This is a genomic window from Mesorhizobium sp. M4B.F.Ca.ET.143.01.1.1, assembly GCF_004792275.1.
GTDB classification, from domain to species: domain Bacteria; phylum Pseudomonadota; class Alphaproteobacteria; order Rhizobiales; family Rhizobiaceae; genus Mesorhizobium; species Mesorhizobium abyssinicae.
Map to the genome: position 1 here is coordinate 74115 of NZ_SRSR01000008.1, position 12506 is coordinate 86620.

Annotated in this window: 7 protein-coding genes; 3 read left to right on the forward strand and 4 right to left on the reverse strand. The window is 66.7% G+C overall.

What is annotated here, in order from left to right:
- Positions 1–25: 25 nt before the first annotated feature.
- Positions 26–2110, forward strand: a complete 2085-nt coding sequence (locus EN786_RS20715) for a hydantoinase/oxoprolinase family protein (protein WP_127312035.1) — start codon at positions 26–28, stop codon at positions 2108–2110.
- A 1-nt stretch (position 2111) separates the two neighbouring features.
- Positions 2112–3803 (forward strand): hydantoinase B/oxoprolinase family protein, encoded by a 1692-nt coding sequence (locus EN786_RS20720; RefSeq protein WP_135908790.1) that lies wholly within the window; start codon positions 2112–2114, stop codon positions 3801–3803.
- A gap of 118 nt (positions 3804–3921) precedes the next feature.
- Here the strand turns inward: EN786_RS20720 and gyrB are convergent, their stop codons facing one another.
- The 3 genes from gyrB to EN786_RS20735 form a co-directional block, all read right to left on the reverse strand.
- Positions 3922–6393: a DNA topoisomerase (ATP-hydrolyzing) subunit B gene (gyrB, locus tag EN786_RS20725; protein WP_127283418.1), complete on the reverse strand. Its 2472-nt coding sequence runs from the start codon at positions 6391–6393 to the stop codon at positions 3922–3924.
- A 161-nt stretch (positions 6394–6554) separates the two neighbouring features.
- The gene (locus EN786_RS20730) at positions 6555–9173 is read right to left on the reverse strand and encodes a caspase family protein (RefSeq protein WP_135908792.1); all 2619 of its coding nucleotides are present in this window, start codon (positions 9171–9173) and stop codon (positions 6555–6557) included.
- 88 nt (positions 9174–9261) lie between these two features.
- Entirely contained in the window at positions 9262–9831 is a 570-nt protein-coding gene (locus tag EN786_RS20735) for an NADPH-dependent FMN reductase (RefSeq protein ID WP_127310140.1), read from the reverse strand.
- 202 nt (positions 9832–10033) lie between these two features.
- Here EN786_RS20735 and EN786_RS20740 point away from each other — a divergent pair, with 202 nt between their 5' ends.
- Positions 10034–11407 carry a cytochrome P450 gene (locus tag EN786_RS20740; RefSeq protein WP_127310141.1) on the forward strand — a complete coding sequence of 458 codons (1374 nt, stop codon included), beginning with the start codon at positions 10034–10036 and terminating at the stop codon, positions 11405–11407.
- 16 nt (positions 11408–11423) lie between these two features.
- Here EN786_RS20740 and EN786_RS20745 read toward each other — a convergent pair whose 3' ends face one another.
- Positions 11424–12398 (reverse strand): complex I NDUFA9 subunit family protein, encoded by a 975-nt coding sequence (locus tag EN786_RS20745; RefSeq protein ID WP_127310142.1) that lies wholly within the window; start codon positions 12396–12398, stop codon positions 11424–11426.
- Positions 12399–12506 lie beyond the last annotated feature (108 nt).

Genomic DNA, 12506 nt, shown 5'->3' on the forward strand with positions numbered 1-12506 from the left:
AGGCCGCGCATTTCGGGTTTCGACAATGAAAGAGAATTTTTCGGCGCAACCGCGGGATTCCCTGGGCAGCGTCGTTGCCGGCATCGATGTTGGCGGCACCTTCACCGACCTCATCCTGATCGACGGCAAGGACGGCGGAAGGGTGCATATCGCCAAGACCCCGACGACGGTCGAAAACCAGGCTTTCGGCGTCGTTTCGGCGCTCGGCGCCACCGGCTTTGCGATCGACGGCATCGACCTCATCGTGCACGGCACGACCACCACCACCAACGCCGTGCTGGAGCGCCGCCTGGCCAGGACCGGCATGATCACCACGCTCGGCTTTCGCGACGTGATCGAACTTGGCCGGCGCACCAGGCCGCAGCCCTATGGCATGACGGGGACATTCGTTCCGGTCATTCCGCGCGATCTCAGGCTTGAAGTCGCGGAGCGCGTCGAGGCCTCGGGAGCGGTGCGCGTCGCGCTCGACGAGGCCGGCATGCGGGACGCGGTGAAGAGGCTGCTGGAGGCCGGCTGCGAGTCTCTCGTCATCCATTTCCTGCATTCCTACGCCAACCCGGCGCATGAGCGGCGCGCGGCCGAGATCGCCAGCGAGATCTGGCCGAACGGCTACATCACCACCGGCCATGCGCTGCTGTCGGAAGCGCGCGAGTTCGAGCGCGGCGTGACGGCTTCGGTCAACGCCTCGGTGCAGCCGATCCTGGAGCGCTATGTCGAGCGGCTGCGCAAGGAGCTCGCCGCGAAGGGCTATGCCCGTGACTTCCTGATCATGAACGGCAATGGCGGCATGATCTCGGCCCGCTTCGTCACCCGGGAGTCGGCAAAGACGGTGATGTCCGGCCCGGCCTCCGGCGTCATCGCCGCAGCCTATACGGGCAAGCGCGCCGGCTACGAGAACCTCGTCACCTACGACATGGGCGGCACCTCGACCGACGTGGCGCTGATCCGCAATGCCGAGCCCGCGGTGTCGAACGAGATCGAGATCGAATATGCGATGCCGATCCATGTGCCGATGGTGGCTGTGCATACGGTCGGCGCCGGCGGCGGCTCGATCGCGCGTGTCGACGCGGCCGGCCTGATCCAGATCGGCCCGGAAAGCGCCGGCGCCAATCCGGGCCCGATCTGCTACGGGCGCGGCGGCACCGAGCCGACCATCACCGACGCCAATCTTGTGTTGGGGCGGCTGGCGCCGAAGAAGCTGCTCGCGGTCGACAATCCGGTCACCGTCGAGCGCGTCACCGGCATATTCGAGGACAGGATCGGCAGGCGCACCGGCCTCTCCGGCGTCGAGGCGGCAGGCGCAATCCTGAGGCTCGGCAACATCAAGATGGCCGGCGCCATCCGCATGGTCTCGGTGGCGCGCGGCCACGACCCGCGCGATTTCGCGCTGTTCGCCTTCGGCGGCGCCGGGCCACTGCACGCGACGGCACTCGCCCGCGAGCTTGGCCTGCCAAAGGTGCTGGTTCCGGCGCGGCCAGGCATCACCAACGCGCTCGGCTGCGTCGTCGCCGATCTCCGGCATGACTTCGTCAACACGATCAACCAGCCGGTGGCGCTGCTCGATGAAGCCTTGCTTCACGAGGTGTTGGAACGGCACCGGACCGAAGGCGAGGAACTGATTGCCAAGGAAGCGGTGAAGCCGGACACGATCCGCGTCACCCACTCAGCCGACATGCAGTTCGTTGGCCAGACGCACATCATCAACGTGCCGCTGCCGTCGTCTACCGTGACCCGCGCCACGCTGCAGCTTCTGTTCGAAAAAGCCTATTTCGCCCGCTTCAAGGTCGAGTTGCCGGAGATCCGCGCCAACCTCGTCAACCTCAACACCTCGGTCACCGGCGTGCGCCCGGCGATCGATCTGTCGCGGCTGATCGACCCGGCGGGGCGCGCGGCGACGCTCGAGGAAGCCCGGCGCGAGACCCGGCCGGTCTGGTATCACGGCACCTGGCACGACACGCCGGTCTACGCCCGCGAAAAACTGCCGCTCGACGCCGTCATCGAAGGGCCGGCGATCCTCGAACAGATGGACGCCACGACGGTGCTGGAGCCCGGCGACCGCGCACGTTCGGATGCCGACGGCAACATCATCATCGACATCGGCGAGGCTTGATATGGCAAAGCTCGACACCATCACGCTTTCGGTCCTGCAGGCCGCACTGCAGCAGGTCTGCGACGAGATGGATTTGACGTTTTCCCGCGCCGCCTTCTCGCCCGTCATCGCCGAGGCCAACGACCGCTCCGACGGCATCTATTCGGCGGTTGACGGTTCGCTGATCGCGCAGGGCAGCCAGGGCCTGCCGGTGTTCGTCGGCGTCATGCAGTATTCGACGAAAACCGTGATCGAGATGATCGCCGACGGCCGCTGCCTGGCGCCCGAACCGGGCGACATCTACATCGTCAACGATCCCTATCTCGGCGGCACCCATCTGATGGACGTGCGCTTCGTCATGCCGGTCTACCGCGGCGACAAGATCTTCTGCTGGCTGTCCAACACCGGCCACTGGCCGGATATTGGCGGCTCGGTGCCGGGCGGCTTTTCCGCTTCGGCCACCGCCGTCGAGCAGGAGGGGTTGCGGCTGCCGCCGGTGAAACTGTTCAAGAAGGGCGTGCTCGACCCGGAGATCTACGCCATCATCTGCTCCAACATCCGCGTCGCAGACCAGCGCATCGGCGACATCCGCGCCCAGGCCGCGGCACTGCTGATCGGGCAGGATAGGCTCAACGGAATCCTGGATCGTTACGGTGATGAAACGGTTGTAGAGGCGATCGCCGAGCTGCGCCGCCGCGCCGCCGACCAGATGCGCGCCAACATCGCCGCCATTCCGGACGGCGTCTACCGCTCCAAGGCCTTCGTCGATTCCGACGGCGTGGTGAACGAGCCGCTGACGATTGCGCTCGCCGTCGAGAAAAAGGGCGACACGCTGACCTTCGATTTCGCCGGCTCCTCGAAACCCTGCGCCGGACCGATGAACAGCGTGCTGGCGACGACGCTGTCGTCGGTCTATCTCGCCATGCGCCATATCTTCCCGGATGTGCCGATCAGCGCCGGCGCCTTCGAGCCGCTCGACGTCAGGCGGCCGGAAGGGACCTTCCTCGACGCCCGCTATCCGCGTCCGGTTTCGGGCTGCGCTGCGGAGGTCTCACAGCGCATCGCAGAGGCGGTGTTCGCGGCCATGGTGCAGGCGCTTCCGGACAAGGTGACGGCGGCTCCAGCCGGCTCCAGCGGCAATTTCGCGCTCGGCGGCAACGATCCGGCGCGCGGTCGCGACTATGTCATGTACCAGATCTCCGGCGGCGGCTATGGCGGCAATGCCGGCCATGACGGCCTGACCAATGGCTGCTCGACGATCGGCATCTCCAAATCGCCGCCGGTCGAGATCATGGAGCAGGCTTTTCCGGTGCTTTACCGCCACTATGCGCTGCGCGAAGGTTCGGGCGGCGCCGGCAAGCAGCGTGGCGGCTTCGGTCTGGCCTACGAGGTCGAGATCCTGCGCGGCGATGCCCGCGCCTCCTTCGTCATGGACCATGGCCGCTTCGGCCCGCAAGGCGCGCTCGGCGGCAAGGACGGCGCGCCCAACACGGTGACCGTGTTCCGCGGCGGCGAGGCGCATGTGCCGCCGCATCTGTCCAAGGAGCAGGACATTTCCCTCAAGGCCGGCGATCGCGTGCGCGTCGGCACGCCGGGAGGCGGCGGCTATGGCGATCCGGGCGAGCGTGACCCGAAGCTGGTCGCCGAGGATGTCAGGCTCGGCTACTATACGGCCGAGCAGGCGAGGGAGATGTTCGGCGTCGATGCAGGATAGGGCTGGTAAACCGGCCGGCCGACTCTCCACCTTGACCGCAATCGAAAAGTCGACCCGTTAGCTAAGTCGGCACCTCGGCGAGCAATTTGCTTCGCCGAGGCACAAAGGTAAGCCGGCTTCAGATGTCCAGATTGGCGACCGACAGCGCATTGTCCTGGATGAACTCGCGCCTCGGTTCCACCTCGTCGCCCATCAGTCGCGAGAACAGCGAGTCGGCGTCGGTGGCGTCGGTGACCTTGACCTGCAGAAGCGAGCGGACGTTCGGGTCCAGCGTGGTTTCCCACAGCTGTTCGGCGTTCATCTCGCCCAGGCCCTTGTAGCGCTGCATGGTCAGGCCCTTGCGGCCGGTCGCGAACACTGCGTTGAGCAGCGCCAGCGGCCCGGCAATGGTCTCGGAGACCTCCTTGCGGCGCAGCACCGGCGGCTCGCTGTAGACCTCGGTAAGACGCGAGGCATAGCGGTCGAGCTGGCGCGCATCGGCCGAATTGATCAGCCCGGCGTCGAGCTGCACGAATTCCTTGACGCCGCGCACCGTGCGCTCGAACACATAGCCGCCGACGCCGTCATTGGAAGTCGACAGCCGGCCGGTCCAGCCGCGCTCGGTGTCCTCGGCGATCAGGTCGAGGCGCTTGGCGACGCGCTCGGCCATGGCGTTGGCGCGGCCGAGATCGGCAAGCACATCGGCGTTGAGCGCCCCGGCGATCGCCGCCTGCTCGACCACGCTGCGGTTGTAGCGCGTGTGCAGGCCGTTGATCAGCTGGCGTACCGCCAGCGCATCGTCGATGGCGCTGTGCAGGTCCTGGCCGGTCCGCACCTCGCCCGAACCCAGCGTCAGCGAGGCTTCCTCCAGCCCGGAATCGATCAGATATTCCTCATAGGCGCTTTCGTCCTTGAGGTATTGCGAGCTCTTTCCCCGCGTCACTTTGTAGAGCGGCGGCTGGGCGATGTAGAGATGGCCGCGCTCGATCAGCTCCGGCATTTGACGGAAGAAGAAGGTGAGCAGCAACGTGCGGATGTGGGCGCCGTCGACGTCGGCGTCGGTCATCAGGATGATCTTGTGGTAGCGCAGCTTGTCGGCGTTGAACTCGTCCTTGCCGATCGAGGTGCCGAGCGCGGTGATCAGCGTTCCGATCATGTCGGACGAGAGCATGCGGTCGAAGCGCGCGCGCTCGACGTTGAGGATCTTGCCGCGCAGCGGCAGGATCGCCTGGTTCTGGCGCGAGCGGCCGCCCTTGGCCGAGCCGCCGGCCGAGTCGCCCTCGACGATGAAGATCTCGGACTTCGCCGGATCGCGTTCCTGGCAGTCGGCAAGCTTGCCGGGCAGCGAGGTGACGCCAAGCGTGCTCTTGCGGGTGATGTCGCGTGCCTTGCGCGCCGCCTCGCGGGCAGCCGCCGCCTGGATCACCTTCTCGACCACCACCTTGCCTTCGCTCGGATGCTCTTCGAGCCATGTGCCGAGCGCCTCATTGACCAGGCTTTCGACGACCGGACGGACTTCGGAGGAGACCAGCTTGTCCTTGGTCTGCGAGGAGAATTTCGGATCCGGAACCTTGACCGAGAGAACGGCGGTCAGGCCCTCGCGGCAGTCGTCGCCGGTGAGCGAAACCTTTTCCTTCTTGGTCTGGCCGGAGGACTCGCCATAGCCGGTGATCTGCCGGGTCAGCGCGGCGCGGAAGCCGGCCAGATGGGTGCCGCCGTCGCGCTGCGGGATGTTGTTGGTGAAGGCCAGCACATTCTCGTGGTAGCTGTCGTTCCACCACATCGCCACCTCGACGGTGATGCCGTCGCGCTCGGCGCGGATCGCGATCGGCGTCTGGATCAGCGGCTTCTTGACCCGGTCGAGATATTTGACGAACTCTTCGAGGCCTCCGTCATAGTGCAGCTCGTGGCGGACGAGGTCGGCATGGCGGGCGTCGGTCAGCACGATGCGCACGCCGGAATTGAGGAAGGCGAGCTCGCGCAGCCGGTGTTCCAGCGTGCCATAGTCGAACTCGACCATGGTGAAGGTCTCGGCCGACGGGAAGAAGGTGATCTCGCTGCCGCTGCGGCCCTCATAGGTGCCCGGCTGCTTGTCCTGCGCGTAGCTGCCGGTGACCTTCAGCGGCGCGTCGGCATTGCCGTGGGTGAAGCCCATCTCGAAGATCTCGCCATTGCGGCGGATCTTGAGCTTCAGCCAGGCCGAGAGCGCGTTGACCACCGAGACGCCGACGCCGTGCAGGCCGCCCGACACCTTGTAGGAATTCTGGTCGAATTTGCCGCCGGCATGCAGCTGCGTCATGATCACTTCGGCTGCCGAGACGCCTTCGCTGGGGTGGATGTCGGTCGGAATGCCGCGGCCATTGTCGATGACGGTCACCGAACCGTCGGGGTTGAGCGTCACTGAGACCAGGTCGGCATGGCCGGCCAGCGCCTCGTCGATGGCGTTGTCAACCACCTCATAGACCATGTGATGCAGGCCCGAGCCATCGTCGGTGTCGCCAATATACATGCCCGGCCGCTTGCGGACGGCATCCAACCCCTTCAAAACCTTGATGGAATCGGCGCCGTACTCGGCTTCCGCGCCATTGGCGCTTTCAGTCTGATCGCTCATGAAAACCTGTCTGATTGATGGCTGCTGGTCCAGCGCTGGAAACTGGCTCCGAATCGCGCCGTTTTGATGTCCTAGATATAGGCGCAAATGCCGGTTTTTCCAAGGTTTGCCGGCATTTCCGGGCGGGAAAGCCGGCTGTCCGGAGCTAGCCCCGCCGCAGGCTATTTTGTCCTGGCCAGCCGATCCTGGAGAAACTTGATCATGAACTTGTATCGCGGCGCCAGCCGGCCGCTGCGGTCGAGCTCCAGCGTCCGCTCGAGCGCCTCGGAAAGCACGGCCTTCGGGTTCCTCGCGACCTGGGAATAATCGATCATCGCGACCACCAGGTCGCGCTGCCAGGTGGCGTTTTCGGGGTCGGATTGGGCAAGCTGCTGGCGGATATCCAGGCTGTCCTCGAAGGCCTTGCGCGCGCCCTTGATGTCGCGCTGCTTGGCCTTCAGCATGCCGATCTCGGACAGCGTTATCGACAGGTCGCGCTGCCAGTCGGAATTGGCCGGATCGAGCCTGGCCAGCCTGTCGACGATGGTGAAACTGTCGAGATAGAGTTTCAGCGCGCCCTTGCGGTCGCCCTGGATGGCGAGCACGCCGGCGACCTTTTCCAGGCTGACCGAGAGGTCGCGCTGCCACTCCGTGTTGTCCGAATCGCTGTCGCCCAGCGCCTGGGCCTGGGCCAGCGCCTGCCGGTAGGCAGAAAGCGCCGCCGGCCAGTTCTCCTGGTCCTTCAGCGCATTGCCGACCTTGGTGTTGCCGACCGACAGGTCGCGTTGCAGCTCGGTGTTGTCGGGGTCGCGGCTTGCCAGCCGCTCGACGATCGCCAGGCTGTCCCGGTAGGCGGCGAGCGCGCCTGCGGCATCGTCGCGCTCGCGCTTCAAGTCGCCGATCGTGTCATGGCTGACCGAGACGTCGCGCTGCCGCTCGGCGTCGTCCGGCTGCTTCGCGGCCAGCGCCAGCCGGATCCGCAGGCTTTCCTCATAGGACGTCTGCGCATCGTCCAGCCGGCCGGCGCTACGGGCAAGGCCGGCGATTTCGTCATAGGAGATCGTCAGTTCGCGCTGCAGATCATCACGCTCCGGCTCATGGCCGGCCAGTTCCTTCTTGATCGACAGGCTTTCCTGGTAGGCTTGCGCGGCGCCGGCCAGATTGCCCTGCGTCACCAGCACATTGCCGATCTTGTCGTCGTTCATGGCAAGGTCGCCGAACCATTCCAGCCGGCCGGGATCGGCCGCGGTCAGCTCGGAGAGCATCGTTCGCGCCGTCTGGTAGTTCTCCAGCGCGCCCGGCAGGTCGCCCTGCGTCATCCTGACATTGCCGAGCTTGGTGTGGCTGACGGCGAGGTCGCGCCGCACGCTGGGGTCGGTCTCCTGGCGCACGCGCTGCTCGAGATTGGCCAGCAGCGCCTCGTAGGCGCGACCCGCGGCGGCGGTGTTGCCGACAGTGATGTAGAGCTTGCCGAGCTCGTCCAGCGTGCGGATCTGGCGGTCGGCATCGTCGAGCTTGAGCGCCGACTGCCCGGCCTCGCCAAAAAGCGACAGCACCTCCTCGTAGTCCCTGATCGCCGCGGTGTAGTCGAGGTCGGCGCGCGCCGCGCCCGCCGACAGATAGCGCGTTGCGGCTTCAGACAGCGTGCGGCTGACGAAATTGGCTTTCAGCGCCTTGCGCGAGGTGCTGTCGATCTCGGCCGCCGCCGCGAGTTTTTCACGCGCCGCGTCGAACGCGCCGAGCGAGAGCTGCTCCTCGGCCTGCCGGCGCAGCGCCGTCACCTGCGGGTCGTCCGAGGCGAGCGTCTTCATCTCGCCGCGCACCTTGACGAAGGCATCCGCCGCCTCGCGCAGCCTGGCGTTCAGGCTTTCGGCGGAAAGGTGGCTGGTGTCGGTGCTGATCAGCGCGCCATAGAGCGGCGCCAGCGGCATGTCGGCGTCGCTGGCGATCTGCTCGACCTCGCCGCGCATCTGCGGCGTCACGTCGGCCATGGCCAGCAGCAGCCGCTCGCGCTCCGGCAACTGCTCCTTGGTCGAGGCGGCGAAGAACAGCTGCGGCAGGCCGCTTTCGACATAGGGAAGCTGCTTGCCGCGGCTGAGGTCGTAGACCTCCTGTTGCACGAGCGTCAGCACCGAGCGGATTTCGAGCCCGTCGGTGCCGAGGTATTTCGTCAGCGCCGCGGTGAAGGGCGAATTCTGGCCGGTTCCGTCGGCGGCCGTCTCGCCGGGGGCGGCGGCAAAGGCGAACAGGATGTTCTCCGCCCGGCCGACGCGGCCGAGGCCCGGCCGGACCTTGTCGGCTGCGTCCTTGGCCAGCGACGTCGCGCCACGGCCCTCGCTGCCCGCGCCTGCGAAGGGATCGCTGCGGCAGGCGTCGAGCACGATCAGCCCGACCTTGGCCGTGGCGGCGACCGCTTCGCGCACCTCCTCCAGCGGCAGGCTGGTCTTCTCCAGCGCGTCGAGCGAGGAGGCATCGGCATCGACGGGCAGCAGGCGGTTGTCGCCGGAGATCTCGACGCCATGGCCGGAGAAATAGACCAGCGCCACGTCGGCGCCCCTGGCGTCCTCGCGGAAATCGTCGAGCGCGCGGCGCGTGCGGCGCAGGTCCCGGTTGGTCTCGAGCACCACCTCGAAGCCGAGCTTCTTCAGCGCGCCTTCCATCGCCTCGCCGTCATTGACGGGGTTGGCGAGCGGCCGGATCAGCCGGTAGTCGTCATCGGCGATGACCAGCGCCACGCGCCGCTCCGCCAGGGCGGCGGCGCTCGTCCAAAGGATCAGCAATAGCGCAAGAAGAAAACGCAAAGTCCAAACCGCCCCGGCCGGTTATCTGCCGGAGCATTTCATCTCTTTATGGCGCGAACAAGCCGGGTAGTTCGGCCTTGAATGAGCCTTAGCCGGCGCGCAGCGGCTTCAGCGCCTCGCTCCAGCGCAACAGCTCGTCCAGCATGGCCTTGGCGCCGGCCTGCACCTGCTCGCTCGGCCGGAAAGAGCCGTCGCTCTCGAGCAGCTTCTGGTAGAGCGGCAGGGCAACGCCCTCGGGGATCGGCATTACGCCCACCGATGTCAGCAGCGGCTTGACGGCTTGCGACGCGCGCAGGCCGCCGGAGACGCCGCCATAGCTGAAGATGGCGGCGGGCTTGTACTTCCACTCGCGCGAGAGATAGTCGACCGCATTCACGATCGCCGGCGCAACGAAATAGTTGTACTCCGGCGCCACGAAGACAAAAGCGTCGGCGGCATCGATCGCCTTCGACCATGCCTTGGTGTGGTCCTTCTCGTATTTGGCAAGCCTCGGGTGGTGCGGCTCATCCAGTATCGGCAGGTCGAATGCGGCGATGTCGGTCAGCACCGGCTCGAACTTGCCATGCTCGCGCGCGAAGCCGTCCAGCCAATGGGCGAAGACCGGCCCGGCCCGGCCTGGTCGCGTGCTGCCGATGATGATGTTCAACCGGTGTTTCAAGGCGGGCTCCTGCGGCCAGGTATCTGTCGGTGACTGCCCCCTAAGGCATGCGGCCGCGGGCGGCAAGAAGCCGTGGCGAGCGGACGGTCACATTCCGGAGAGCGGACATTGCCGAGGCGAGGGCGATCACGGCTGGCCCTTCGGCCGCATGGACGCCGGGCGGGGCAGGCACTACATTCGAGGCGACAAGCGGAGCAAGCCGATGGACACCCAGCCCGCCCCCTTCGTGCCGCCGGCGCCGAAGCCGCGCACCTCGCCGCCCTCGACGCTGCAGATGATGCGCATCGTCTACCGCAATCCGCTCGAACTGTGGGGCGAGCCGACCTACAACGAACCCTGGATCTCGGTGAACGGCGTCGGCGGGCCGCTGGTCATCGCCAACGACCCCGGCCTCATCCGCCATGTGCTGGTCGACAATGCCCGCAACTACAAGATGGCGACGGTGCGCCAGATGATCCTGCGCCCGATCCTGCGCGACGGCCTGCTCACCGCCGAGGGCGAAGTGTGGAAGCGCTCGCGCAAGGCGATGGCGCCGGTGTTCACGCCGCGTCACATTTTCGGCTTCGCCCAGCCGATGCTGAAGCGCACGCTGGAGTTCGTCGCCCGCTACGAGGCGGGCGGCACCACCGACGTCGCCCATGACATGACGCTGCTGACCTTCGACATCCTCGCCGAGACGCTGTTTTCCGGCGAGATCGCCGGCGAGCCCGGCAGCTTCGCCAAGGAGATCGACCGCCTGTTCGAGACCATGGGCCGCGTCGATCCGCTCGACCTCTTGCGCGCTCCGCTATGGCTGCCGCGCCTCACCCGGATCCGCGGCCGCAGGACCATGGCCTACTTCCGCGACATCGTCACCGGCACCGTCAGGATGCGAGAGGAGCGATTGAAGCGCGACCCCGACCATGCGCCGCAGGATTTCCTGACGCTTCTGCTCAGGGCCGAGGGGCCGGACGGGCTGACCCGCGCCGAAGTCGAGGACAACATCATCACCTTCATCGGCGCCGGCCACGAGACGACGGCCCGCGCGCTCGGCTGGACGCTCTATTGCCTGGCCGAGGCGCCCTGGGAGCGCGACAAGATCGAGCGCGAAATCGACGACGTGCTGGCGCGCGAGCCCGATCCGACGAAATGGCTGGACGCCATGCCGCTCACCCGCGCCGCCTTCGAGGAGGCGCTCAGGCTCTATCCACCGGCGCCGTCGATCAATCGCGAGCCGATCGAACCGGAGACCTGGAACGACCTGCACATACCCAAATACGCCGCCGTGCTGGTGATGCCCTGGGTCGTCCATCGGCACCGCAAGCTGTGGGACAGGCCGGACGCCTTCATGCCGGAGCGCTTCCATCCCGGAAACCGCGACCGGATCGACCGCTTCCAGTATCTGCCGTTCGGCGCCGGCCCGCGCGTCTGCATCGGCGCCAGCTTCGCCATGCAGGAAGCGATCATCGCGCTCGCCATCCTGTTGTCGCGCTTCCGTTTCGACAGCACCGCCGAAACCAGGCCATGGCCGGTGCAGAAGCTGACGACGCAGCCGCAGGGCGGCCTGCCGATGCAGGTCACCGCGCGAGGCTCGTAGCCGTCTGGACTTGTGGTCAGGCCGCGGGTTTGCGCTGGAACTGGCCGGCGGCGCGGAAGCGCCAGAGATAGCTCGGCAATATGGTTCCGATCGACTGCGGCTGGATGGCAAGGCCCGCAAGCGTCCTGTTTTCCCTGGCGGCCTGGTCGGACACGATGTTGTGCTCGCGAAGCTGCAGCACCTGGTCCTTGGTCAGCAGCGGGTTGGGCAGCAGGCCGAGGATCGAGGCTTGCAGGTTCGCCACCCACCACGGCACCGGCGCCAGGATCCGCCTGCGGTCGATCACGGTGAGCAGTTCTTCCATGCACTGCTTGAAGGTGAGCACCTGCGGCCCGCCGAGTTCATAGACGCGGCCGCCCTCGACCTTGCCGTCAACGGAGCGCGCGATGGCTTCGGCGACATCGCCGACATAGACCGGCTGGAACTTGGTCTGGCCACCGCCGAGCAGCGGCAGCACCGGCGAGTAGCGCGCCATGTTGGCGAAGCGGTTGAAGAAGCTGTCCTCCGGGCCGAAATTGATCGAGGGCCGGAAGATCACGGCGTCGCTGATCGTCTCCAGTACCGCCTTCTCGCCGAGCGCCTTGGTGCGCGCGTAGACGGATGCCGAATTGAGGTCGGCGCCCAGCGCCGAGATATGGGTGAGGCCGGCCCCGACCGAGCGCGCGGCCTCGGCCACGGCGCGGGCGCCGAATTCGTGGACGGCGCCGAATTTCTGCCGTCCGCTCTCATGCAGTATGGCGACCAGGTTGACGACATGGTCGGCGTCCTGCACGGCGCGGTCGATCGACCAGCGCACCCGCACATTGGCCTGCACCGGCTGGATCTGCCCGACATTGCCGAGCGGCTGCAGATGGCCGGCCAGGTCGGGACGGCGGCACGCCACCCGGATGCGATAGCCGCGCTTGGCCAGCGCCCGCACGACATGACGGCCGACAAAGCCGGAGCCGCCGAAGACGACGACGAGCTTTGGGATCTGCAGGATTTCGGTCATGGCTGGCTCCGGCGCGCTTTCCCGATGGGCCCAGATACTGGGGCTGGCTGAAGCCGTTTCATAGTCGGTTTCGCGCCAAAGGCAAAGGCCAGGCGGAGCCAATCACGA

Coding starts and splice junctions, on each gene's coding strand:
- EN786_RS20715 (WP_127312035.1), top strand. CDS start 26: ATGAAAGAGAATTTTTCGGCGCAACCGCGGGATTCCCTGGGCAGCGTC.
- gyrB (WP_127283418.1), bottom strand. CDS start 6,393: ATGAGCGATCAGACTGAAAGCGCCAATGGCGCGGAAGCCGAGTACGGC.
- EN786_RS20745 (WP_127310142.1), bottom strand. CDS start 12,398: ATGACCGAAATCCTGCAGATCCCAAAGCTCGTCGTCGTCTTCGGCGGC.
- EN786_RS20720 (WP_135908790.1), top strand. CDS start 2,112: ATGGCAAAGCTCGACACCATCACGCTTTCGGTCCTGCAGGCCGCACTG.
- EN786_RS20740 (WP_127310141.1), top strand. CDS start 10,034: ATGGACACCCAGCCCGCCCCCTTCGTGCCGCCGGCGCCGAAGCCGCGC.